The sequence below is a fragment of the Halocatena marina genome (assembly GCF_023276375.1).
GTDB classification, from domain to species: Archaea; Halobacteriota; Halobacteria; order Halobacteriales; family Haloarculaceae; genus Halocatena; species Halocatena marina.
Genome location: NZ_JALLPK010000001.1, coordinates 851,276 through 874,270 on the forward strand (window position 1 = coordinate 851,276; position 22,995 = coordinate 874,270).

Below are 22,995 nucleotides of genomic sequence, written 5' to 3' on the forward strand. Positions count from 1 at the left end.
CGACTATCGAAACAGTTGATGCAGTCAATCCAGATCCCGGTGGCGGGTATGCCGGATTCCGTGTTGCCAATGGAGCTGGCCCGGACATTACCGTCCAGAACGTTACCGTAAGAGGCGGAGCGCGGGGCGTCTTCGGTGTCTCTGGCAGTCATGGTTTCACAATCGAGAACGTCGATGTCGAGGAGACTGAAGTTCACGGAATCCTCATCCAAGACGGCCAGAACGCGAGCATCAACGGAGGGACCGCTCGGAACACCTACGACGAGGGCGTTCGGATCGATTCTCGATCCGGACCGCGTGCTCGATGCGTATCCGCACGAGCTCTCGGGTGGTATGAAACAACGCGCACTCATCGAACTCAGTCTGATTCTTGAGCCCGACGTGTTGGTCAGGGACGAGCCGACAGCAGCGTTGGATTTGCTCATGCAGCGCTCGATCGTCTCGTTACTGCAAGATTTACAGGAGACGTACGATCTGACCCTCGTGTTCATCACACACGACCTACCGCTACTAACCAAAATCTTGGACCGAATTTCGGTCATGGACGCCTTCGATATCGTCGAAACAGCCGGTATCGACGAAATATTGTACAGTTCCTCACCCCCGTACACGTGGGCGCTACTTGGGACAACACCGAATCTATTCGAGGACGACGATGACAAAGCGGAGTTCCCGATTCGCCAGATCGACGTTCCCGACCCGACCGACCTCCCGGCCGGCTGTCGATTCCATCCACACTGTCCAAAGCACGAGCGGTGTGCCAGCGCGAACATCCGAGTCCGATCAGGGGCGCTCGACGATGTCGCTGCTGCCGGGCGGACGACGGCCACGAGTACCGGGACAGCGAGATAATCCGACATTACCGGAACGACGACACTGGTTGGAGCACGTGCAATGGTTGGGCTGAGGATGTGATCAGCTCCCACTCACTGTAACCGACACCAGCACTATCCGGTGATGTCGGACAGATATCTCTCTGTCTTGTCGAATGGCCACTATCCACAGAAGATCGATTTCGGCTACAACTGCCGAGTAAAAGCGTACTCTGCAGTTACACTCAGATCACACGAACTGTGTGTAGCCACAGGTGGCTGCAAACGAGATGAAACAGTTGAGCGCGCCGTCGGACCTGTAGAGCTCTGCAGTCCGACAACGAACATCCACAACTGATATTTCTCTCCCTGGAATATTTGGAAATAACCAAATAAGAACGTACCTTTCGTTATTAAGAATGAGATTCCCTCAAACAGAATAGTTATCACTCTCAAACGCACAGCATTGGATCATGACCGAACCAAAACATCCGGTCCGAACCGTCGACCGGACCATCGACGTTCTAGAGATCATTCGGGAATTGGACGGGGCAGGCGTTTCTGAGATCGCAGAACGCGTCGACATCGGTAAAAGTGCTGTTCACAATCACTTGAATACGCTTGCAAACCGCGAGTACGTGCTCAAGGAGGGCGATGAGTATCACATTGGACTGTCGTTTTTGGGTCTTGGAGCGTACGCTCGAAACCGCACCGATATTTACGATGCGGCTCGCGTTGAGGTAGACGAGCTAGCTGATAAGACTGGCGAGCTGGTCAACCTTCTGGTCGACCGAAATGGAATGGGGATCTATCTCTATCAAGCGAAGGGCGAACAAGCCGTTGAGCTCGATACGTACGAAGGAAAGCACGTCCATCTCCACTGTACCGCGCTTGGAAAGGCAATTCTCGGATTCCGTCCACGAGAAGAGGTCACTGAAACCCTCGATGAGCATGGGATGCCAAGTATGACTGAGGATACAATCACCGACCGCGAGACGTTCTTCGATGAACTCGATGAGGTACGGAAACGAAAGTATGCCATCGACCGCGAAGAACGTCTCACCGGACTGCGTTGTATCGCGTCTCCGATTACTAATGATGAGGACCGTAGCATCGCAGCAATCAGCGTGGCCTGCCCGGCTCACCGCGTCGATGACGAACGATTCTACGAGGAGCTTCCGGATACTGTATTAGGAACAGCGAATGTCGTCGAACTCCAGTACAACTACTCGTGAGACGAATTCCGTAATCAATTGAAATTTTGTTATCGATGGTGAAGCTTACTATCCGATACCAAATTTCAGAAATTGAACATCAAATGATTGAAATTTGATGCTCGAACTAGCTATTATGTTCGACAGTGATTTCGGTACTAGATCCTTCGACAACCGCCAGATCGTACTCTGAAATCGTTGACCCACCGATTTGGAACGATGCTCCTGTGTCGATAGTTATCTTCTCACTGCTGTAGTTAAAGATCCACGTCAGGTCGCCACGTTCGGCAATGCGGACTCGTTCAGGGAGGCGATCGGTGTGTTCGACATCAGCCTGTTGTAACAGATCTGTCACGAGCGCGTCTGCAAGATCTTCACTCGGCCAGACGCCAACATAAACGATCCGACCATCGCCGACCGTCCGCTCGGTAATTGCTGCACGACCGGTACCAGTTCCTGTTGTGTATTCGCCAACGATCGTCGCATCCTCGTCAGCGAGCCACTCTGCCCACGTCCGATAGTCGTACGTTTCGCCCCCGTACTGAACCATAGTCTCAAGTCCGTCGACACTTTCGTGTTGTTCGACAGTCGCACCGACGAGATCTGCGAACGGACCAGGTGGTGTCGTTGGATGAAGTTTGTTGGAGCGGTCCTTCTCTCCAGAACGCATCGTCAAGAGCAGCGATCCGCCACGCTCGACGTACTCTGAGAGTGACGATGCGAGTTCAGTGTCGGAAAGATAGAGCGTTGGGGCGATGACAGCATCGTACGTCGAAAGATCGTCACTCGGTGGAACGATGTCGACATCGACGCCGCGACCGCGCAGCGCGCTGTAGTAGGTCTGGATGTGCTCCCAGTAGTTGAACGACGGCGACATGGGCTGTTCATCGAGTGCCCACAGACTGTCGTAATCGAGGAGAAGTGCGACCGGTGTGTCGACGTCGCCGCTTGTGAGGGCCTCGAACTCAGCGGCTGCGACTGATGCGTCGTGGTATCCGCGGTCGGCTGATCCATCCCGCTTTCGCAGACCAGAGTGATACTGTTCTTGTCCTTCGAGACATCGTCGCCATCGGAAGTACGAGACGACAGCAGCCCCGTGAGCGACAGCGTGATGTGCCCACAACCGCATCGCACCGTCTGCAGGCTGGGTCGTGATCGGTGGCCAGTTGATTTCACCCGGTTGCTGTTCCATCACCCAGAACTCGCCGGGCGCAGCACAGCGATAGAGATCGTGGTTGAAACCGAGCTGGTCGGGGTTGCCGACACGGAGCTCGTCTGTATCGGCTGTCCCGGGTGTGGTCTGTGGGAATCCCGTTGGATAGACGTCCCACGCCGCGAAATCGAGATCCGAGCCGACATCGAAGGGATTGAGCGGGGTAAACGAGACCATGAAGTTGTGCGTGACGAACCAATCATCGTTCACTGATCGGAGGAGAGCAGCCTGTAATCGATTGTACTCGACAACGCTGTCGCTCGAAAACCGGTGGTAATCGAGTCGCCGGCTCGGGTGATGGTCAGCGGCTGTGTGGCGCGGTGGATCAATCTCCTCGAAATCGGTGTGGTGCTGGCTCCAGAACGATGTGCCCCACGCCTCGTTCAACGTCTCGATGTCTCCGTACTTATCGCGGAGCCACTCGCGGAATGCATCGGCACAGTCCTCACAGTAACACCGAAGAGTGCCGTGACACCCGAATTCGTTGTCGGTCTGCCAGCCAACAACGGCCGGATGCTCTGCGAATCGTTCTGCGAGCGCGCTAACGATGCGCTCGGTCTGCTCGTGATACGCCTCGGAGTTAAAGCAGTAGTGGCGGCGGCCGCCAAACGCACGAACCGTGCCATCCGGCTCCTCCTGAAGAATCTCTGGATGACGATCAACAAGCCACTTCGGAGGTGTAGCCGTTGGCGTACAGAGAACGGCTTTCATCCCCCGTTCAGCGAGACCATCAACGACGGTTTCGAGCCACTCGAAATCCAGCGCATCGGGTTCCGGTTCGAGACGTGACCACGAAAATTCGCCCATTCGGACGTACTCGATGCCAGCCTCGGTCATTTGTTCAAGATCCGTCTGCCACCGCTCGCGCGGCCAGTGTTCGGGAAAGTAACATACACCGACGTTCATACGTAGTAGCCGTTTCTCCAGTTCAAAATCTTTTCCTTGTGTAGATAACTGTCTCGCACACCGTGACGGGGATGTCGCCTGTTGCTATCACTACGTTCGGAGTGAATTTCTCTTTTCTACGATACTCATACGAATCAATCATTACAATCATACTAATGTAATGGAATTCGCTCAGAATCCGGTAACACCGGATAATCAGTGTCTAAGGAAAGAGTCTACCCAACCACACCACAGATGAATGCTCGAATACTAGCTACTCTCTGTTTACTGCGGTAGATTGCCTCGACGCTAAATGTTTACTTGGTTGGCATTGACACACCACATATGGATCACGTGTCACTTTCGAATCACGAGCCATCGGAGGTTCTCGATGGTGTGTTTCTCGCTCAGTTGGCCGCAGGCGAACAGATGAGTGTCCAGCACTTTCGCATCGACCCCGGTGCGGTCGTCGACGACCACAGCCACGAGCACGAGCAAGGTGGGTATCTCTTCGAGGGGTCACTTGCGTTCACCGTCGATAGCGAGAGCTATCAAGTTGAAGCAGGCGACTCGTACGTGATTCCATCGAATGCGGTTCATGCCGTCGAAAATCGGGGAGACGAGCCCGCGATTGGCGTCGAACTGTTCAGTCCACCACGCCCTGATCCACCGTGGTCTAAAGAGTAGACTCGTCGATTCGAACGTATTGTTCACCAGGTGTTCAGCAGTAACCGCAGCCGTACTTAGCTCGGTTACTCGCTACTGACGTGGTTGGTCAGTGTTCCAACGCCTTCGATTTCGATCTCGACGGTGTCACCATCGGAGAGTGGGCCAACCCCTTCAGGTGTGCCGGTGGCAATAACGTCGCCTGGTTCGAGTGTCAAGTACGTCGTGATCTCCTCGATGAGTTCTGGAATTGAGAAGATGAAATCGTCCCTCGTGCCGTCTTGCTTGAGTTCACCATTGACCCGCGATCTAACGGCAGCATCAGCGGGTACGTCCTCGGGCGCAGCGAGCACGGGACCGATGGGAGCAGCGTTGTCGAAGGCTTTTCCTCGGATCCAGTTCTGCTCGACGCGTTGGTCGTCACGGTTCGAGATGTCGTTGACACACGTGATCCCGGCAACAACATCCATTGCGTCTTCTCGATCGACGTTTCGGCATTGCTGGTTGATGACGACGCCGAGCTCGGCTTCATAATCAATTCGCTCTTTCCCGGGCAGCAGGGAAATCGTGTCACCGTCTGCAGCAAGCGCGTTCGGTCCCTTGAGGAAGAGCAGTGGACGATCTGGGATCTCAGACCCCGACTCCTCGGCGTGAGCCGCGTAGTTCAGTCCAACACAGACGATCTTCGTCGGCTCGCACGGAGGAAGTATTGTCACGTCCTCGCTATCGTAGGTTTCTCCGCCAAAGCTGACTGTTCCATCGTTCCACTCACCAGTGCGAATAGACCCTGCAGGGTCACGGAATCTCACACGATTCATACACTCCACTGCTATCAGGCAGGGTAAAACGTTTCCGATGACCGCAAATACCGTTCTGTCTTACGCTTTTCTCGCTGGCTTTCGGTCGGTGTCCACGCTTTGGCTCACAGATTCGAAGCGCTGCTGCCACCATCGATGACAATGGACTGTCCGTTGATGTATCCAGATCGGGGAGAGCTGAGGAATGCGACCGTATTGCCAAGTTCCATCGGGTCGCCGATCCGTTCGAGGGGAACACCCTCACTCCACTCAGAGAGCCCTTCTTCGTAGCTATCGTACTCTCCGCGCTCGACACCCTGTTCGACGAGCGACTGAATTCGAGGCGTTTCGTGAGAGCCCGGTAGAACGGCGTTCACGCGCACATCGGGAGCGAACTCGACGGAAAGCGTCTTCTCCAGCCCGATGACGCTCATCCGAACCGCGTTCGACAGCACGAGCGCATCGATCGCCTCTTTCACGCTTCGTGAGGTGATCGTAACGATCGTTCCTCCGTTTTCGTCCAAGTGAGGCTTTGCTTCGCGGACGAGGCGAACGACGCTCATCACGAGTAGATCATACGCCTCGTACCAGTCTTCGTCGGTTGTATCGAGGAATGGACCGCTGGGCGGTCCACCAGCACTCGTCACGAGATGATCGAGTCCGCCGAATTCATCGACGGTTCGAGTGACGAGCCGCTCAATGTCGCTCTTGTCGGTCAAATCAGCTTGTACTCCGACAACGTCTCCTGTCGCAACCTCACGGACTTCATCAAGTGCCGCATCGAGTCTGTCTCCATCCCGGCCGTTGATCACAACGTTTGCGCCATCACGCGCGAGTGCCTTCGCCGATGCCTTCCCGAGTCCACTGCTTGAGGCCGTCACCAGCGCCGCGTTTCCGTCGATTTCGAGATCCATACCGCTAATGTGTGATGGGACCGACAAAAGACTTCACTCCGGGGCAATCGCAACGGGGTTTCGCCGATAGTCCGACTGATCAAAGCGTATACGCTCCATGCGCTACTGAGGACCCAATGCTTCGGTCAGTCCCTCCGTGTGCTTTGGGATTTCTTCTGACAGTGCTTCATCGATCGCTGCTTTCTCGTAGTCTGGGACACGTTTGCAGATGACGTTTCTGAGACCGATTCGGCCGCCGATCGTGCGCGGGTCCGCACTGGTCTCGTACTGTGTGACCTCTTCACCTTTGTAGACAATGGTGTAGGCGCACGGCTTCGACGCTCCTTCGGTCATCGTAACCGCCAACGACTCATCGATATCGATGGCTACCACGGTCACCACCGAATCTCGTCCCCGACGGCAAACTGTCCGGACTCGACGATACTCGCATTGAGTCCACCACGATGGACAAGCGTATCAGCGAGTCCTGGTTCTCCTACGAGTGATTGCATGTACCCACACGGTTCACACAGTTGAATCCCCTCACAGCGGATGTCGCCAACGGCGAATGTACGACCTACAAGATGGTTGAGCGGCACATCTCGTGTCGTTACGTTCCGACGGTGTGCCCCCGCCGGGACTTCGATGTCGGTCTCCCGCTCGACTGCTGTAAGTGCCTCAGATTCGATGAAGGTGATTTCGCTCGCTTCTTTACTCTCCCGAGTCGGGTCTTCATCGAGATAGTTCCAGAGGCCACAGTGCTCGAAGTATCGATCACCACGGATTCCTCGTCCGGCGACTGCCGCAACGGTCCGTTGTTCTTTCATTGGGTCACCGCTGTCGGGAGCGATGTGAATCCGTTCAATGTGACCTGTTCTCATGAATCTATTTCGGGAAATTGTCTTGTATACCTTCCGAACCGGGAAAATGATGCATCTGCTTTGACGACATCCCTCGAGCAATATGATTTCGTCATGCCAAGCCGTTGGTCGGGTCTCTGTCTATGTACTGTGTGACTGAAACAATATATGGCTGTTATACGTTATATCGATTTATCCACAGTCGCTGCGAGCGTTTTGAGCCGTATATTTTCGGATGGTTATGGGTTTAACGAACCCAACCGATGATTTCCGAATGCTTTTGTGATCGGGTCGATAGCGCATAGTATGACTCTTGGAACATGGCTTGACGGATATACAGAGCGCGATTGGCAAACGTCGTCGGACGGAACGGTTCGATACGCACTCATTGGTCTCGGTTGGTGGACGACCGACGTAGCACTCCCAGCAATTGCGTCCTCGGAACTCGCCACGACGACGACCGTGGTGAGTAGTTCGAAAGAAAAGGTAGAACGAATCGCCAGCGAGAACGATATCGAGCACGCGCTCACCTATGAGGAGTACCACGATGGAATGGCAGCGGACGGATACGACGCTGTCTACGTCGGGACACCCAACGCCTACCACCTCGAATACGTCGAGACAGCTGCGACGCTCGGGAAGGCAGTCATCTGTGAGAAACCAATGGAGGCCACGATCGAGCGCGCCGAACGGATGGTTTCTGTTTGTACAGAACACGACGTTCCGCTAATGGTCGCGTATCGGATGCATACTGATCCTGCAGTGCGTCGCGCACGCGAACTAATCGAGAACGGATTCCTCGGTGAGCCAGTTCAGGTGTACGGGAACAACACTCAACCACTGCTGGAAATGATTCCCGACCCCGACCAGTGGCGACTCAATCCTGATATCACGGGATACGGCACGTCTGTGATGGATCTCGGCATCTATCCGATCAACACGACCCGATTCCTCTTAGATCGCGATCCGGTTGCCATCGAAGCGAGAATGAGCTCTCACCACGAGGCGTTTTCGGATGTTCCAGACGAACGTTCTTCGTTCTTGCTCGTGCTCGAAGACGGCGTTCAGATGACATGCACCGCGAGTCAGAACGCCCACCAGGACACACAGCTCACAATTACGGGAACGGACGGACAGATCGAACTACGGCCAGCGTTCCACGGCACCTGCGAACTCCATCTCTCTGGCGACGGTCTCGATGCACAGATCTCTAACGAATTCGGCGCGACAGACGAAATGCGTGAGGAATTCGATTATTTCGCCGACCGAGTACTCACCGGTGAATCGATCTACGCTGACGGACACCACGGACTCCTCGATATGCGCATCATCGAAGCGATTCACCGAGCGAGCGAGACCGACGCAACGATCGAACTGTAGGAATCAGTTTTTGGTGGCACCCGTTCATTTATTTTGACAACATCAGGATGTCGTGCTGTGGGTGGGAAACGTCGTATCCCACGCTCTCAACGGTGGTCGTCGGCCACTCGCCAGTTTGCGTGAGGATCTCGAACCCATCGCTCGTGACGAGCACTGTGTCTTCGCTTTTTGCGCCCTGTACGGTCGGATTCCACGCGTATCCCATCGGGAGCGAAACACGCGCGTTCGAATCTGGTGTGGCGATCCACTCTCGGGTCGCGTAGCCACCAGCACCGCCTTGATGGTGGAGTTGCCATTCGTCGGGATACCCAACGGCTGCGTATGCGTCTTGGATGGAATCGAACACGTCACCCGCGGTACCACCGCGGTTACCGACTGCCTGTGTTGCGGCCAGCGCGGTCGATTGGACCCGCGCAGCAGCGTGCTGTCGATCTGTGAGCCATGCGGGCGGATCGAAGGCAACCGTTCGGGTGATCGAGATACAGAGACCATTTCGAACCGTACAAAGCGTGACGATTCCGTATTCGCCCAACGGCGCATCGGTCGATGTGAAATGACGATGGCGTTGTACTCGGTCTGCCCCTCCGATGAGCGCAACAGGAACCTTAATTCCACGCTCGGCAAATGCTCCCTGCACCGCTGCTTTGGCTTCCCGCTCGGTCGTTTCCGATGTGAGAGTGCGACAGATCGATTCGACCACTTCGGCGGTTTCGTGACCGAGTGCCCGATACTGCTCGATATCGTCGTCAGTGAGTGGGTGTCTGCAGTTGGATATGTCGATGGATTCGAGGCCGGGAACATCGAAGTCGGCAGCTGCGGGGGTTGAAGAACGCTCTGCAACAGCGCTTGCGAGCGAGGAGCCATACCAATCGAACGAGCTGACAGACATCTCCGATGGGACTTCTTTACGAATACGGTCGGCTTCGTTGTTCGCGGTAACGACCTCGACGCTCGTACCGTCGTAGCCTGCCGCAGCGACACCGACTGCCGCGGAGTCGACGACGGTATTGTCACCTCCGGTCAACCACGCGAACGAGTTCGGTTGCGCGAGCCAAATTGCTTCTACGGACTGCTCTGTGAGTAATTCATCAAGCGTTTCGAGACGTTGCATACAGTCGATCTGTCGGCCGTCGGGTTATGTATGTTTGTCTCGGCACGTATTCGGAAGCTGTGAGACACAGTTAACAGATAATGGTAATACAATGATGGATTCACAAAGGGAACGCGTTGCTAACAGCGCACATCACACCACCTTAACAACTCCAGCGGATGAAGACGATCGAAATCGTCCGTGACCTACGCCGTATTGACCAGTACGTGCAGTGAATATCTGATAACTTCTGTGACAGCCTATATTTGATTTGTGGTACTACTCGTTTGGTGACTCTGAAGGTGCGACAGAATGCTCGTTTGCGAGGTCAGCGAACGCGACTGTTGGGGTAACGCGTTCGATTTCGACCTCAACCTCGTCACCAGGATTACAGTCTGGAACAATGATGACGTAGCCACGCTCGACCTTTGCAATACCATCGCCTTCACTACCGACGGCTTCGATCGTCACAGTTCGCTGATCACCTTCCGTAACTGGAGGTGTCGGCTCAGTCGCTTCTGTCTCCGTTTCGACGAAACCGTCGCTATCTGGCGTATTCAACAGAGCGATACGGTAAACTGATCCGGGACTGATCGTTCCATGAGTGACCTCGTCGTCTGGTATCTCGATGACGTAATCGTCCCCACGGTGTTCGACTGTTCCGGTGAACACCGTGCGGAGATTATCCGAAATCTCGACCATAGATTTGATAGATGAACGCCGGTGTTAAGAAAACATCCCTCTAGCGCGGCAACCTGTGTCGGAAATTTTCTTTTGACAGTGTTTAAATATCTATATATGAGTATGATTTCTAGATGTCGTGTGAAGAATAAAGATGTGGTGATTGTGGATGGTTTCTCTGTCGCTGATTGTATACGGTTGTTGGTAGATAGGGAATTCTAGCAGAAGTAATTAAATATATAGCCGTGATTAAAGTGTCTGGTGTGAGTGCTACGCTGATTGCAGCACCGTTCTACTTAGCAACTTGACGGTGCTGTCGCTTCGAAAGGGGTGAGTTGTACTGTTACAGCTGAAAAATCGGTATCCGAACAATAGTACTGCTGTAAGGGTCGTGTTGTCTCTCTTTTAGTGACTGGTCTTCGTTTCACACATCACCCGGTGTTCGAATCTGGGGTCCGCTATCACGCTTTCCACGATTTGGAGAGTGGGATTGTGAAGTTGCCACCTCGTTTGAGAATATACTCGTACTTCGTATTACCCTCCGAAAAGTCCTTGACTGTCGTTGTCTGTCCGACGGTGAGCAGCGCACAATTATTTGACACCCACTTTGCGTCCTTGATCTCGTACGCACCGTTTCGATTCTCGACGGCGTCTGCGTAGATCCAAGCACCAATCACATCTGAGAGCGAGCACTGGCCAGACAGTCCCTCCGTTATTTTTATCTCGATAGTGTTATCGAGACAGAGGTCACAGGTAAAATCCGTTACCGTCCCCTCGATGCGCCCCGACGGATCGTCGATAAGCGGAGCGTTGCATCGTTGCGACTCCAGACACACTCCGTCGTTGAGATAAGCGTACGTCGGCGTTTGTTGATCGTCCTCGGTGTACACCGCGAACACGCCTTTGAACGAGAATACGTTCCCAACAGAGTGAGTCGTACTATGATCAGATGCACTAGCGACGTAGTCGATGCGTCCGCTTGTCAGCTCGACTTTCACTGCTCGTGCAGTCGGATCATCGCTCTCGACTGGAACCGCACTGATCGATTCGATGAATCGGCTCTTTTCGTACGGTTCGATGACAGAGGTGAACACGGTTCGGAGAGCGTTCCCAGACCGGTGTGCGATGAGATACGTAAACGCATCAGGGTTGTCTCCACGTTGTGGTGGGTCGCCTTCGGCGAGCGCGACAGTATCAGCATCCGCAACCATCGTTAATCGAAGATGCGGTCGAGTCTTCTCCGAGCGAACGTTCCAGTGGTCAGCGACGCTCCAATCGACGCTGAATGGCGGACTTGGATCATCGTCACACCGAACGTTGTACAGGTAGTTGAAACCGTTCCCGACCGACTCGTTGTAGTCGGTATTTTTTCCGTGTCCGGGCTTTGGCACATCCACTCCAGCGTACGTGCCGCGTTGCTGTGCTGTGAGTGTGAGACCGTGCGTCGTGACGCCCGTTTGTGATTTCATTCCTTTCCATCCCTCGTTCGTTTCGAAGAACGCCACGGGCGTGCCATCCAGCTTGAAATCTTCGAAGAGAAGCCGGCCGATCTGGTTGTTGTCGGTCGCGCCAAAGACGCCCATCCGGTCATCGGTCGTGCTATCGAGTGAGAACGATCCTCTCCCGAGCGTCGATCCATTGGCGGTGAGACCGACATCGACACCGATACCGGCGACGGAAACGGTGAGTTCGAGTTTACCGTCTACTGTGCAGGCATAACTCGAATCGTACGAATCGGTTCCAACGTGAGTCTGTCCTCTGTATCTCTCGATTTCAGGCGGCGCGATGTCACGACCACGCATCCCGGACGTAACGGACACGCTGTCTCCACTCGATTCTGTCGTACTGGTGTTGAATAATCCGATCCTCTCCCAGTTTATCTCTTCGTAATCGTCCCAAACTTCCGTCTCAGGGTAGAACAGCCCGAGCCGAAGATTCGCATCGCGAGACAAACCGATACCGGCACACACGTGTCGACCCCCCATATCTTGACCGAGATAGACCGACTGATTGATCGGCCATCGAGCGCCCAACAGTGCAGCATCGATGGTCACGCTGGCCGTCGTCTCTCCGTCTGATCGAACGGCGACGCCACGCCAATCACGCGTGTTTGGAGACGTGTTAATGAGTTCTATGGCGCTGTGTTCGGTCGTTCTCGATCGACGGCTCGATACCCTCCCTCCCCCATCGTGAAGAACAAGCGACTCGTAGTTTTGTTTTGCCTTCTGTGTCGATCGGTTGGTCTCTGTCTGTGCTCCATGAAAGCTGAAGTGGTGATCGTGTCCGCCGTCTACCCGGAAGAAATCGACAGCGTAGGAATCGTTTTCATCAACTGTGATCTGTGCCGTGGTACGCCGGTACTGATCGACTTCCTCATAGACGTTCGAGGCGTCGACATCGAACAGCTGTACGCGGTCTGTGTGATCGAAATGCTTCGGTGTCGAAACCCACTGCTTCTCTTGTTCGTGCTTGTTGACGAGGACCGTGTTGTGGCTGATAGTGTTTGCCGTCCAGTTCCACCGCTTTGGCCAGTCGCCGGTTTTTTCTGGATATCCGAGATCCGGTGAAAGATCCAACCCATGAGCGAACACGCCGATGTTCAGGGTGTCGCGGTGGCAATGGCTGGTTCCGTACCCGACGTCCGGACCGTATCCGTTTCTGCCATAGTAGGTCCAGATGGCCCGTTTGCTCGACTCTGTGGTACCTGCACGGAGAGCGGTGAATCCGAATCCAGCGAGCTGTCGACTATCGAGTTCGAGTGGGCCCGCTGCATCGATACTGCGTGTCACTGCGTCAGTGACAGCGTTTGGTTCTCGATCAAATATCCCTCCACGGAGCCCCTGAGTAGTGTTGCTGTTTCTCAGATGAATCCACTTGGCAAGCTCTGTCCCGCCGTAGATTGTGTGCGCCTGCACAAGATTATCAATCGGCATCATCTCATCGAATCCTGGGTTGCCGGCGTGTTTTGTATCCCCGAGCGAGGGTACGTATTTGTTGAGAAAGACGAGCGACTCCTGTTGATCGATCATCTGCTTGAAGAAGGCGTTCTCGGTAAGATCAGTTCCCGAGTAGGACTCGTATTCGTTCAACACTTGCCCGACGCTCTGAACCGCACTTTTCACGAGGCTATTGTAGTGGATACTCCCCTCGAATGGGAACCCATCCCGGTCGAACATCCCGAGAAGCGACGGCAGGACATCGCCTCCCGTGACTCTCCACGCCCCCCACGATGAGTCATCGCCCGTATGTTTGAGTCCTCCCTCTTTAAAGAGGAAGTCGATCGCATCGCCAGTGTATCCGTTTGGATCATCCTGCACAACTGCCGAGACGGCGAGTGTGGTCTGGTGTGAGCCAAAATTACCACGAATCTGCGCTCTCTTAATCGCTGGCAGAACTTCCTGCACCAGTCCCGTCTCAATGTTTGAGCGAATCTCGGTGACACTTGTTTTGGGTGTGAGTCCGCTGAACTCCGTCGTTTTTCCATCGAGAAAGGAAGTGAGCTTCTTATCACCTGTTTGTGCCGGAAATACAGCATCGTACGCGATCAAGAGCTCCTTGATCCAGTACGATTCCCAGATCGACCCGATCTGTTTCCCGCGTCCCGTTCCCCCGTGTCCCGGGTTCGGAAACCCGTTCTGTGCCGTGTATCCTCCATCATCGAAGTAAACGGTGTTCTGAAGGGAGAACTCGGGGTAGACATCTGCAACGCGATCAAGAATTACAGAAGCGGCACGGGCGTATTTCTGCTTGCGCGTGTAGAGATAGGCCTCGGACAGTGTACCTACCAGTGACCGATATCCGTAGACGACCATCCAATGATGTGTCCACGCGACCGGTACCCAGCGTTGACCGGCTGTCCCGATATCGCCGTTCGTGTCGACCCAACCCAGCCCGTCGTCGACACCCCACTTTTTCCCTTTCTCCGGATGCTCTTCATTTACGAGGTGAGATTCGTCCGCGAGCTCCGGATCGAACGTTCCTTTGTCGTCCAGCCCGCTTTGACGATACGCCTCGAAGTCGTTCGTCGGCAGTGTATACTTCCCGTTGGTGATCTTCCACTGTTTGCCGGGCTCAGTCGCGGGCTCGATTCCGTCGACCGGAAATTTTGCTTCCCACTCGCTTGATTCAGGCGGGTGACTGGCCGTCTGTCTCGCGAGCCACGCCGATCGCGGGATGTTTTGTGATCCAACGTATCGCCAGAGATCATCGAGTGTAAAGTATGAGAGAATAGTATCCGCGGCCGCGACTACGTCGTCTCGGACCGTCTTGGCCCAGTCATACTTCTGGATGTTTTTGCGTGCTGCTTGGCGCTCTGATGATGTGTAGTATGTCGGTCGAGATTTCCCCGATCCCGACGCTGTCTTCGCTGTCGCGTTCTCCGAAGACGCCAATAGCCCGAGAGTTGTGATGCTTGAGGCCTTCATGAAATTACGACGATTCACAGGCGAGCTGTCGGCCACGCATCCAAGATTACGAGAATCCGTTCCGTTCGCACGAATACGACACTTCTCGGCTGTATCGACCATTATGCCGAGTTAACACTATCAGGAAATAAGATTTTTGATCAAATAAATATAATATGTCTAAAATAGTGGCTGAAATATGACGGTATATTATATCTGAATGCATTTTTCAGTTCAGTGGAGAAAGCAGATAGAGGGCGCTTATCGAGAGATTTGTGAATAAAGATCTATTCTTTGGATTGAAAGGTATATTATTAGCAAAGAATTTTTATTTGATATGTTAGTGAGTTAGGACGGTTGCTCTTCGTAGTGTGGCACTGTGAGCGATCGATGAGGAAAGCTAACAAAGTCTCAATCACTCGTCGGTGAGTGAAAATATATCTGTCACCGAACAACCCGACTCACGTGGATTTGCCAACGTCCTGTTTTCATTCGTCCCCCTCATCGTTGTTTTGCAACGGCGTACGTCGGGAGAATACTGTGGGGGATAACTCGATCGAAAAACGCGTTTAATGTGATAGAATACGTGATGAATGTGTGAGTAGATCGGAAGACAGTCGAATACTCTTTTATGTCTGCTCACGAAGTGGATACGATGGCGACACGAACTACGGATCCGGAGTGGGAATACGCTGTGATCGGAACGACTCTCTGCGTTTCGGTCGGAGCCGTTCTGCTCGGCGTGTTCCAGCTTGTCGACGGCGAGTCAGTCGGTACTGTTCCACTTTTTTTCGGAGGCACCGGTCTCGGGCTTCTCATTTATCGCTGGTATAGTCGGACGTGGCGAGCTGATGACGGGACCGATTCGTCTGTAACTGCTTTCAAAGACGATTCATACGCAGCCCTCTTGGAACGCTACACTCGTAACATCGACGATACGACGTCTGATGATCAATTTTTAGATATTCGACCTCCCTGTTCGGACGACGATGACGAACAGGACGAATCCACCGCAGAGCGCAGCATCGTCCCGAAGCGAAACTAACGCTGTCGATGGCACAACCCTATCTGGATGGGTAGTGGGAGAATGTACAACTCTGACTCGATTTGGAATTATCCTGTTGGAGACTCACAGTCCCGGCGCGATTCCGACGTACACGGCGATGATGTACAGGCCACAAATGGCGGCCAATACGAGGATGAGCAGGATAAGATAATCGAATGCTCCCTTGATCGTCGTCAGTTGTGGAATACGCATGTGGCTGTATACCGATTTGATCGTAATAACAACAACGGCATTTTATAACATCATATTGCCACTTCTATTGTAGAATTGGTCAATAATTAGCGAAATACGCGCTTCGCACGGACCATCCTCTTCCCGGTGAGAAACAAATGATCACACGCATCCCTGATCTCGACCGAAATCATTATAATCTAACCTTAATAGGCAGCTAATAGATCACGAACTCTCGTACGTTGGGGTTTCTAGTCATCATTGAATGTAGGTAGCGAAGACGGTAATTCAATACTAATCTCCTATGCTCCACTACGATGTAGGATCTAGCCAAGCTTAATAGTAGAGATGTACGCAAGCAGTATCCTCGAATGTCTGTTCACTCTCTCGGTACAGAGCCGAAGTCATCCACTATGTGTACGGTATTATCTGTCGATGTTATGTATCCGAATCTATTCGACACGCAGAAATACTTAGATTTTTTTACCCATGGTTGTTATCCGTACCATGGACAAACTCGCCAACGTCACGGTTGAACGCCTTCGAGAGGCTCTCAACGAGGCTGAAAGCGCGAAGGCAGCAAAGCGTCTCATGATTGCGCTGGCGTACAAAGATGGTGTTTCGGTAGATACACTGAGCGCTCGCTATGGACTGTCGCGTTCGACAGTGTATTCGTGGCTCGATCGCTTCGAGTACCGCTCAATCGAAGAGGCAGTACACGACGATTCCAGACCCGGGCGGCCACCAAAACTCAGCGACAAACAGCAATCTGCGCTTCAGACTGCACTCGAATCATCGCCCACGGACTTCGATTACGAGCAGTCATCGTGGACTCCAGAGCTGCTCCAGCAACACATTAAACGCAATTTTGAGGTGTCCTACTCATTAGGTCACGTTCGTCGCTTACTCCGTGAAACTGCCAATCGATAACCTAAATGTTCCTTATGCGTACCCACTTTGTACCGGGTTCAAAGGCGTGTATACCGTGAATATGGTCTCATTGGTGGTTCTATGGAATATAGGAAGTCAATAACTTTCCTGAGATACCACCTATTCATCAGTGATGTCCGAGTGGTTGACTGACAGTGATTGGGAGCGTATCGCGATGTTTGCGAATACTAGTATGCACGATCGTACCCCGGAGCTGCTGCTTCCAGAAGATGGAGCCGATATCGACGATACTCACCACGGTAGTACTTGAGTGACGGTACACACAAGAACGGAAAATCGTTGATCGAACGGTACCGCTTCGATCGTCTATTTTGCGCTCGATACTGCATCTTTGCTACTACCGTCTCTGTGTTCTCAGATAATAGAATAGTTGGATTAGATTATTGAGCAATGAAACAGGTCACACAAGGTTCTCTGCTTCGATTGTCTGCCAGATTTCTGTCCCCTGTTCGGTGATTCCGTAAACTCGTCCCTTTCGACGATCTTCTGAAACGAGTAGCTCAACGAGCGATCGTTCTCGGAGCCGTCCAAGCGCACGCGAGACATGAGATATCGAGATATCTGCGTCATCGGCTATCTGCGATGGTGTCGCAGGACCGACTGCTAGTCGCTTGAGAACGGCTACGCGATAATTAGAGCTAATAACGAAACTCACTTCGTCCCAGTTTGGTGTCATTGGGTGTCCTCCATGGTGTCACAGTCGTCCTCACAACGTCCCGTATTATCCGAATACAGGTTTAGTAATATACCACGTACCACAGCAGTTGCGTGTGTCTACTTTTTGTTAGTTAAGTTAAATAACTTTGCCTTGCGAATCGTAGCTCAGCAGTCATCCTTACGAAGCGGGCGATTATTGTTTGGGACTAATTACTCCGGTAAAGGTCGCTGCTTCGCTGATCTTCGAGTATCACAGAGGATCATGTAACATATCCATTTGAGGAACCTATTCATTCCTTACTCATACGGTAGAAACCGTATAACAATGCGCGAACACTGGCTGAAATCAGTTCAATGGGCACCCCGATAATCAATCCATTGAGTCGTTTGGCTCGCTCTTATCACTTCATTAGATCCAAAGAGTGCGGACGGGGGAGGCTTCAGAGGTGGATACGGTGACAAACGCAACTTCAGAGCGGTCGTGGTGGCGTCGGCTCATCACTGGTTCGCTCCTATGGGAAACCATTCTCGTTATCGGTTTTGCAGTAATAGCCGATCTTGTTGTCCTGATGGTTGACCGTCCGCCCATTCGGGCAGTGTTCGGATTTCCACTCCTGTTGTTTTTTCCCGGCTACGCGATCCTGACAGTGTTGTTCCCAGGTCAGCCTCGTCGTTCTCGATACAACACGTTTGATCCACTCTCTCGGAGTATCAGCGGTGTCGAGCGAGTTGCATTGTCGTTCGGCATAAGTCTCGCGCTGATACCACCGATCGCGCTCGTCTTTTGGACGGTGAACGATCAGGGGTTCGGTGTCCGAGCCATCCTCTGGGTCTTCACTGCGATTATCACGCTCGGAATGATCTATGGGACGTACCGACGCTTTCGACTACCAATGCGGGATCGATATCGCATCCCAGTCAGCCACTGGATGTCTGAGCTGCGGACAAACGGGTTCAGCGGGGGAGTGATCGGAACCCTTCTCCGGATCGGACTGGCGATTTCGGTTATTCTCGCGGTAGGAACGCTGGGTTATGCAGTTCTCGTTCCAAACCAATCGGCGTCGTACACCAACACCTCGCTTCTCACCCGTGGTCCGACTGGCGATCTCACTGCCGCAAATTATTCAAATGCAATGGCGGAAAACGGAGGGAACCTCATTCTCTCGATCGAGAACAATGAGAAAGAGTCAGTGTCGTACACAGTTGTCGTCAAGATACAGCGCGTAGAAACAAATGGGCAACAGACGTCTGTGAATTCTTCGGACGAACTGAAGCGTCTCCAGACAACTGTTGTGGATGGCGAAACAGATTATCTGTCTCACACCGTATCTCCATCGATGAACGGTGAGAATCTCAGGCTGCAGTACCTCATCTACAAAGGTGACCCCCCGGCAGTCACGACGGCATCCAATGCGTATCAGACGCTCTTTATCTGGGTCGATAACCCGAGTCCGACAGCGACAAACCCAACAGGCGGTTCCGGAACAGGTTCAGGGACAGGAACGGGATCAGGCCCGGGGTCTGGATCTGGAACAGGGCAATCACTGGCGAATACTAGCCCTACGAGAATAGCGGTGGTCGACTGATGTGGCCGTGGGAGCATCTCGCTGTTGGCTATCTTTTCTATTCTTTTTTTACTCGCTTTCGCACCGGATCACCACCTGGTTGGATGGGCGTGCTTGCTCTCGCGTTTGGCACTCAGTTTCCAGATCTCATCGACAAACCGCTCGCGTGGGAGATTGGGCTACTTCCATCCGGAAACTCCCTCGCGCACTCTCTGTTCACAGCACTCCCGCTGTCTGCGATTGGAATCATTCTCGCTAACCGTCGTGGAGTGCCCCAGTTAGGAGTCGCGTTTGCGATTGGATATCTCCTGCACCTCCCAGGCGATGTATTCTATCCGGTGTTGTACGGTGGCGGTCCGTGGATCGATTTTCTCTTCTGGCCGATCGTTCCTGCCCAATCGGGACACGTTTCTGGGTTTGTCTATGAGTTCAGGCATTTAATCGAACGAACGGTACAGTATCTATCTTCACCGTCTGGCCAACTGTATCTAATGCTCGAAGTAGGATTACTCGGCTCGGCAGGGATAATGTGGTACGCCGATGGAATGCCCGGAGCGGGTATCCTTCGTGTCACGATCGCTCGCGTCCGAACGCAGATCTGAACGCTCTATAAATTCATTCTAAGTATCCGAGATCTTTGAGACGATCCTCGATCGTTTCGTTGTGTGTTTTTCGCCGGGCATCGGGATCGAACAGCGGATATTTTCGCTCTCCCGCTGATTCGACGATCGGAAGCGTCTGACCGTCCATCTCCACATCGGCAGGAACATCAAAGGTTGCCAACACCGATGGAGCAACATCAAACAGGTGTGCGTTATTGAGTGGCACTGTCTCGTCGACCACAGCGCCTCGTGCTGCGATGAGTCCGGCACGCTTGTGATTCCATGGTTCTTCTGGGGCATCGAACTGTCCTGCTCCGAGACGAGTTGAGAGAAACTGATCGAAATCAGTTGGGATTGTTAAGATATCCACTGCTCGGTTCGCTTCTGGTCCTTTGAAGTACTGTCCGCGCCGAACAACCGATTCAAATACTGGTTTCCCTGCGGGCGTCTCGGCCTGCTCTAAACATTCGATGAGAGCGGATCGAACCGACTCGTACTCCGACTCTGGAACGATGCCGTCTGGTTCACGACCTTCGAGATTGATACGAACACCGAGCTCAGTACGCGAGCGCATGTATGCCATCGAACGTGGAAAGTCAACCTGTTCGGTCGCGGTACTAATTGCTCTCATTGGTACGTGTCGGAGAACAAGATCATCGAGGCCGATAACAGAGAGGATCGATTCGATTCGCTGACTCGTCAGTCCCATCTTCGCTGTGCTTGCTGTCAATCGCTCAATGAAACTTGAATCAAACTGTGTGGCCTCTGTACCGTGCTTGAGTTGTGCATCTCGGACACCTGCCCACGACGGCATTCCAGTGCCACCGTTTGTCGTCTGAACAAAGCCATGCTCGCGGAGGTACTCATTTACGAGGAACGAGCGGCCCTCGTAGGGGCCAATCCCGTGATCACTCACGACGAAGACGTTCTGGGGTTCACACGCGTCGAGCAGCTCGCCAATCTGTTCATCAACCGCACCGTAGATTCGCTCTAGCGCGGCCCAGTCACCTGGCTTTTTATGACAGATCGTATCTGTCCACTGAAACTGGACAAATCCGAAATCCGGCTCGAAACGCTCTGCGAGATATCGGAACGCGTCACCGCGCATCCGAATACAGTCTTTTGCTGATTCGACGTCTCCGTACAACTGATACCCTCCAATCGCCTCTTCGACGTCTGAGAGTATCTCCGGAGGGTGGCATTTCGGTGCTTCGGGAGCGGTATATCCGGGAATGAGAGCTCCATCGAACGGGCGCGGTGGGTGTGTGACTGGCACGTTGACGACAACACTCCGATAGCCGCATCGGTCGAGATACTCCCACAGCGTCCGTCGTCGCACGTGCGTCCCATTGACAACGTTCCACTCATACCCGTCGAATGAAAGAAAGTCAAAAACACCGTGTTTTCCTGGATTTGTTCCCGTATACAGCGACGGCCAGGCGCTCGCAGTCCACGGTGGAATCTGTGATTCGAGCGATCCGCTTGCCCCCGAGAGAAGTCGCTGTAAGTGGGGTAACCGGTTTTGCTTGAACTGCGGTTTGAGCACCGGTAAACAAGCGGCATCGATGCCGATCAAAAGCGTCCGCAGACTCCCGTTATCGCCCATCGATTCGTCTATGGCATCGCTCGCCCTTTGTTATGGTATTCATTCTCGTTTCAGTCTACGTTTGTCCCGCCTTTACTCTGAAGATCACGGGAATGACAACCGAGAGGGAATGATAGTGTATGTCTTGCAGAGTGGTAGCCATCAAATATGCTCAGCTGCGCTTGAAAGACTGTGGAGATATATCAGTAGTTTAGTTTGGATCACGATGTATCTTCGTAATTATATATTACGTGGGGAATGATCCTCACATCAACACCGGTCTTTCAATCCAATTCTGTTTACGACGAGCGAAAACCGCTGTAATTGGGGCCGAATATTCAGTTCAGTCGTTTTCGATCGATATATCATCAAAAACAATCATAGTACTGAACAACGAGTCTGGTTGTACGCTGACTTGCAAATGAAACAGAGACACTACTTGGCTTAATCGGACGCTGTGACTTCGATCAAGGAGTTACGTCGTGATCTCACTAGAGATTCGGATCAAAGTAAGGGCGAATGAAGGACAAAGGAACACAGCACGTCGATCCCATGTCCAGTACCGTTCCGTCCGCTTCGTCACCGCTGCTGTTCAATGATGGGAATTATCTCTCATCGTCAGTGGCTAACTCGATCGGGAGACGTTGCTCGCGCTGTCGTATCGAGAGGTAATGGATAATCGTCGTCAGGCCGAAGAGGCCGAGGATGATTGCTCCCGACACAGTTACTGACACTGCGGCGAACACGCCCACATCGATGACGCCGATGGCGTATATCACCACACAGATGATCTCAATCGCGAGATACATCAATTCCCATCTGATGTCGTATCCTCCCTCGCTCGGGAGGTATTCATCGACATCGCTTGCCCGATCGGTCAGACGGATCGTTCCGCTTTCCGTATCGTAGTCGATGAGTCCTGCTTCAGCCAGTTTTGGAACGTGTGTCTGATAGAGCGAAACGTACGCACGCTTTCGCTCTTGTTCGGTCAGTTCCTCTACTGGTGTATCATACTCCCAGGCAGCCACTTCGTCAGCAAGATCAGTCAACTGCATCGATTCGCTTTCCGATCGGAGATAGTAGAGGACGAATCGACGGCGAGGACTACTCAGCAAGTCGAAGACAAGATCTTGCGACAGTGGCTCTTCATCGCTTGATTCATGATTGGTTGACATACCATTATCCGTCGGGATAGTAGTCGTCATCGCCGCCGAGGAAGTAGAGGTATGTTGGTTACGTTCTTTGTTACAGTCGACCTACGCCTTGTAGACCGATACTAACGGACACCGTAAAACCTGATATTGATTCCTATCGACGAGCATTCACAGAGCAACCACATTACTGGCTGAATCCAGCCGTGATTCTACATAATACTCAAACTTCATGTTCGTAAATATACTTCTACTCGATGAAACCTGTCAATAACAAAGCAAGGGAGAAACGAGTTCTGCCCCTGTATGTCTCGCCCTCGAAGATACTCACAGTTCATTCAGCTCATCAGTAG

At 52.9% G+C, this 22,995-nt stretch carries 21 protein-coding genes and 1 pseudogene; 10 read left to right on the top strand and 12 right to left on the bottom strand.

Annotated elements, in window-relative coordinates:
* The first annotated feature begins 5 nt into the window (after window positions 1-5).
* The 3 genes and pseudogenes from MW898_RS26165 to MW898_RS04125 all read left to right on the top strand — a co-directional run bounded on the left by MW898_RS26165 (window position 6) and on the right by MW898_RS04125 (window position 2,047).
* Entirely contained in the window at window positions 6-374 is a 369-nt protein-coding gene (locus MW898_RS26165; protein WP_368409188.1) for a right-handed parallel beta-helix repeat-containing protein, read from the top strand.
* Window positions 283-771 (top strand): annotated as a pseudogene (locus tag MW898_RS04120) (oligopeptide/dipeptide ABC transporter ATP-binding protein); the annotation flags it as partial. The gene MW898_RS26165 and the pseudogene MW898_RS04120, both read left to right, overlap by 92 nt.
* Before the next feature lie 514 nt (window positions 772-1,285).
* Window positions 1,286-2,047, top strand: coding sequence for an IclR family transcriptional regulator (locus MW898_RS04125; protein WP_248904788.1), 762 nt, complete (start codon window positions 1,286-1,288; stop codon window positions 2,045-2,047).
* Between the two features lie 106 nt (window positions 2,048-2,153).
* Here the strand turns inward: MW898_RS04125 and MW898_RS04130 are convergent, their stop codons facing one another.
* On the bottom strand, window positions 2,154-4,145 hold the full coding sequence (locus MW898_RS04130) for a beta-galactosidase (protein WP_248904790.1): 1,992 nt from the start codon (window positions 4,143-4,145) through the stop codon (window positions 2,154-2,156).
* Between the two features lie 324 nt (window positions 4,146-4,469).
* Here MW898_RS04130 and MW898_RS04135 point away from each other — a divergent pair, with 324 nt between their 5' ends.
* The gene (locus MW898_RS04135) at window positions 4,470-4,811 is read left to right on the top strand and encodes a cupin domain-containing protein (RefSeq protein ID WP_248904792.1); all 342 of its coding nucleotides are present in this window, start codon (window positions 4,470-4,472) and stop codon (window positions 4,809-4,811) included.
* Between the two features lie 65 nt (window positions 4,812-4,876).
* Here the strand turns inward: MW898_RS04135 and MW898_RS04140 are convergent, their stop codons facing one another.
* The 4 genes from MW898_RS04140 to MW898_RS04155 form a co-directional block, all read right to left on the bottom strand.
* Window positions 4,877-5,608 carry a fumarylacetoacetate hydrolase family protein gene (locus MW898_RS04140; RefSeq protein WP_248904794.1) on the bottom strand — a complete coding sequence of 244 codons (732 nt, stop codon included), beginning with the start codon at window positions 5,606-5,608 and terminating at the stop codon, window positions 4,877-4,879.
* A 104-nt stretch (window positions 5,609-5,712) separates the two neighbouring features.
* Window positions 5,713-6,501 (bottom strand): SDR family oxidoreductase, encoded by a 789-nt coding sequence (locus tag MW898_RS04145; protein ID WP_248904796.1) that lies wholly within the window; start codon window positions 6,499-6,501, stop codon window positions 5,713-5,715.
* A gap of 102 nt (window positions 6,502-6,603) precedes the next feature.
* Window positions 6,604-6,879 (bottom strand): hypothetical protein, encoded by a 276-nt coding sequence (locus MW898_RS04150; protein ID WP_248904798.1) that lies wholly within the window; start codon window positions 6,877-6,879, stop codon window positions 6,604-6,606.
* A complete protein-coding gene (locus MW898_RS04155; protein WP_368409162.1) occupies window positions 6,876-7,307 on the bottom strand; it encodes an MOSC domain-containing protein in 432 nt (143 codons plus the stop codon). Before MW898_RS04155 ends, MW898_RS04150 begins: the two co-directional genes overlap by 4 nt.
* Window positions 7,308-7,646: 339 nt before the next feature.
* On the opposite strand from MW898_RS04155, the gene gfo6 reads away from it, so the two are divergent.
* On the top strand, window positions 7,647-8,720 hold the full coding sequence (gene gfo6, locus MW898_RS04160) for a D-xylose 1-dehydrogenase Gfo6 (protein WP_248904802.1): 1,074 nt from the start codon (window positions 7,647-7,649) through the stop codon (window positions 8,718-8,720).
* Window positions 8,721-8,748: 28 nt separating this feature from the next.
* Here gfo6 and MW898_RS04165 read toward each other — a convergent pair whose 3' ends face one another.
* From MW898_RS04165 to MW898_RS04175, 3 genes are all read right to left on the bottom strand, one after another.
* On the bottom strand, window positions 8,749-9,831 hold the full coding sequence (locus MW898_RS04165) for a M24 family metallopeptidase (RefSeq protein WP_248904803.1): 1,083 nt from the start codon (window positions 9,829-9,831) through the stop codon (window positions 8,749-8,751).
* Window positions 9,832-10,089: 258 nt separating this feature from the next.
* On the bottom strand, window positions 10,090-10,512 hold the full coding sequence (locus MW898_RS04170) for a TRAM domain-containing protein (RefSeq protein ID WP_248904806.1): 423 nt from the start codon (window positions 10,510-10,512) through the stop codon (window positions 10,090-10,092).
* 440 nt (window positions 10,513-10,952) lie between these two features.
* Window positions 10,953-15,017, bottom strand: coding sequence for a heparinase II/III domain-containing protein (locus MW898_RS04175; RefSeq protein WP_248904808.1), 4,065 nt, complete (start codon window positions 15,015-15,017; stop codon window positions 10,953-10,955).
* Between the two features lie 532 nt (window positions 15,018-15,549).
* Here MW898_RS04175 and MW898_RS04180 point away from each other — a divergent pair.
* Window positions 15,550-15,939: a hypothetical protein gene (locus tag MW898_RS04180; protein ID WP_248904810.1), complete on the top strand. Its 390-nt coding sequence runs from the start codon at window positions 15,550-15,552 to the stop codon at window positions 15,937-15,939.
* Window positions 15,940-16,023: 84 nt separating this feature from the next.
* Here the strand turns inward: MW898_RS04180 and MW898_RS25460 are convergent, their stop codons facing one another.
* Window positions 16,024-16,152 (bottom strand): hypothetical protein, encoded by a 129-nt coding sequence (locus tag MW898_RS25460; RefSeq protein WP_264383097.1) that lies wholly within the window; start codon window positions 16,150-16,152, stop codon window positions 16,024-16,026.
* A gap of 486 nt (window positions 16,153-16,638) precedes the next feature.
* On the opposite strand from MW898_RS25460, the gene MW898_RS04185 reads away from it, so the two are divergent.
* The gene (locus MW898_RS04185) at window positions 16,639-17,061 is read left to right on the top strand and encodes a helix-turn-helix domain-containing protein (RefSeq protein WP_248904812.1); all 423 of its coding nucleotides are present in this window, start codon (window positions 16,639-16,641) and stop codon (window positions 17,059-17,061) included.
* Between the two features lie 133 nt (window positions 17,062-17,194).
* Window positions 17,195-17,332 (top strand): hypothetical protein, encoded by a 138-nt coding sequence (locus MW898_RS04190; RefSeq protein WP_248904814.1) that lies wholly within the window; start codon window positions 17,195-17,197, stop codon window positions 17,330-17,332.
* Between the two features lie 150 nt (window positions 17,333-17,482).
* On the opposite strand, the gene MW898_RS04195 is transcribed toward MW898_RS04190, so the two are convergent.
* Window positions 17,483-17,758 (bottom strand): winged helix-turn-helix domain-containing protein, encoded by a 276-nt coding sequence (locus MW898_RS04195; RefSeq protein ID WP_248904816.1) that lies wholly within the window; start codon window positions 17,756-17,758, stop codon window positions 17,483-17,485.
* Between the two features lie 427 nt (window positions 17,759-18,185).
* Here MW898_RS04195 and MW898_RS04200 point away from each other — a divergent pair, with 427 nt between their 5' ends.
* Together MW898_RS04200 and MW898_RS04205 are read left to right on the top strand one after the other, a co-directional pair.
* Entirely contained in the window at window positions 18,186-19,325 is a 1,140-nt protein-coding gene (locus tag MW898_RS04200) for a DUF1616 domain-containing protein (protein WP_248904818.1), read from the top strand.
* Window positions 19,325-19,906 carry a metal-dependent hydrolase gene (locus MW898_RS04205; protein WP_248904821.1) on the top strand — a complete coding sequence of 194 codons (582 nt, stop codon included), beginning with the start codon at window positions 19,325-19,327 and terminating at the stop codon, window positions 19,904-19,906. The genes MW898_RS04200 and MW898_RS04205 overlap by 1 nt, the downstream gene beginning before the upstream one ends.
* Before the next feature lie 13 nt (window positions 19,907-19,919).
* Here MW898_RS04205 and MW898_RS04210 read toward each other — a convergent pair whose 3' ends face one another.
* A complete protein-coding gene (locus tag MW898_RS04210) occupies window positions 19,920-21,512 on the bottom strand; it encodes an alkaline phosphatase family protein (protein WP_248904823.1) in 1,593 nt (530 codons plus the stop codon).
* A 584-nt stretch (window positions 21,513-22,096) separates the two neighbouring features.
* The gene (locus tag MW898_RS04215; RefSeq protein WP_248904824.1) at window positions 22,097-22,666 is read right to left on the bottom strand and encodes a DUF7344 domain-containing protein; all 570 of its coding nucleotides are present in this window, start codon (window positions 22,664-22,666) and stop codon (window positions 22,097-22,099) included.
* Window positions 22,667-22,995: the final 329 nt, after the last annotated feature.

What these genes read in the sequence shown, in the direction of transcription:
- MW898_RS04205 (WP_248904821.1), top strand. Translation starts at nt 19,325, where the DNA reads ATGTGGCCGTGGGAGCATCTCGCTGTTGGCTATCTTTTCTATTCTTTT.
- MW898_RS04175 (WP_248904808.1), bottom strand. Translation starts at nt 15,017, where the DNA reads ATGGTCGATACAGCCGAGAAGTGTCGTATTCGTGCGAACGGAACGGAT.
- MW898_RS25460 (WP_264383097.1), bottom strand. Translation starts at nt 16,152, where the DNA reads ATGCGTATTCCACAACTGACGACGATCAAGGGAGCATTCGATTATCTT.
- MW898_RS04190 (WP_248904814.1), top strand. Translation starts at nt 17,195, where the DNA reads ATGTCCGAGTGGTTGACTGACAGTGATTGGGAGCGTATCGCGATGTTT.
- MW898_RS04155 (WP_368409162.1), bottom strand. Translation starts at nt 7,307, where the DNA reads ATGAAAGAACAACGGACCGTTGCGGCAGTCGCCGGACGAGGAATCCGT.
- MW898_RS04195 (WP_248904816.1), bottom strand. Translation starts at nt 17,758, where the DNA reads ATGACACCAAACTGGGACGAAGTGAGTTTCGTTATTAGCTCTAATTAT.
- MW898_RS04185 (WP_248904812.1), top strand. Translation starts at nt 16,639, where the DNA reads ATGGACAAACTCGCCAACGTCACGGTTGAACGCCTTCGAGAGGCTCTC.
- MW898_RS04210 (WP_248904823.1), bottom strand. Translation starts at nt 21,512, where the DNA reads ATGGGCGATAACGGGAGTCTGCGGACGCTTTTGATCGGCATCGATGCC.
- MW898_RS04135 (WP_248904792.1), top strand. Translation starts at nt 4,470, where the DNA reads ATGGATCACGTGTCACTTTCGAATCACGAGCCATCGGAGGTTCTCGAT.
- MW898_RS04125 (WP_248904788.1), top strand. Translation starts at nt 1,286, where the DNA reads ATGACCGAACCAAAACATCCGGTCCGAACCGTCGACCGGACCATCGAC.
- MW898_RS04165 (WP_248904803.1), bottom strand. Translation starts at nt 9,831, where the DNA reads ATGCAACGTCTCGAAACGCTTGATGAATTACTCACAGAGCAGTCCGTA.
- MW898_RS04145 (WP_248904796.1), bottom strand. Translation starts at nt 6,501, where the DNA reads ATGGATCTCGAAATCGACGGAAACGCGGCGCTGGTGACGGCCTCAAGC.
- gfo6 (WP_248904802.1), top strand. Translation starts at nt 7,647, where the DNA reads ATGACTCTTGGAACATGGCTTGACGGATATACAGAGCGCGATTGGCAA.
- MW898_RS04140 (WP_248904794.1), bottom strand. Translation starts at nt 5,608, where the DNA reads ATGAATCGTGTGAGATTCCGTGACCCTGCAGGGTCTATTCGCACTGGT.
- MW898_RS04170 (WP_248904806.1), bottom strand. Translation starts at nt 10,512, where the DNA reads ATGGTCGAGATTTCGGATAATCTCCGCACGGTGTTCACCGGAACAGTC.
- MW898_RS04180 (WP_248904810.1), top strand. Translation starts at nt 15,550, where the DNA reads ATGGCGACACGAACTACGGATCCGGAGTGGGAATACGCTGTGATCGGA.
- MW898_RS04130 (WP_248904790.1), bottom strand. Translation starts at nt 4,145, where the DNA reads ATGAACGTCGGTGTATGTTACTTTCCCGAACACTGGCCGCGCGAGCGG.
- MW898_RS04215 (WP_248904824.1), bottom strand. Translation starts at nt 22,666, where the DNA reads ATGTCAACCAATCATGAATCAAGCGATGAAGAGCCACTGTCGCAAGAT.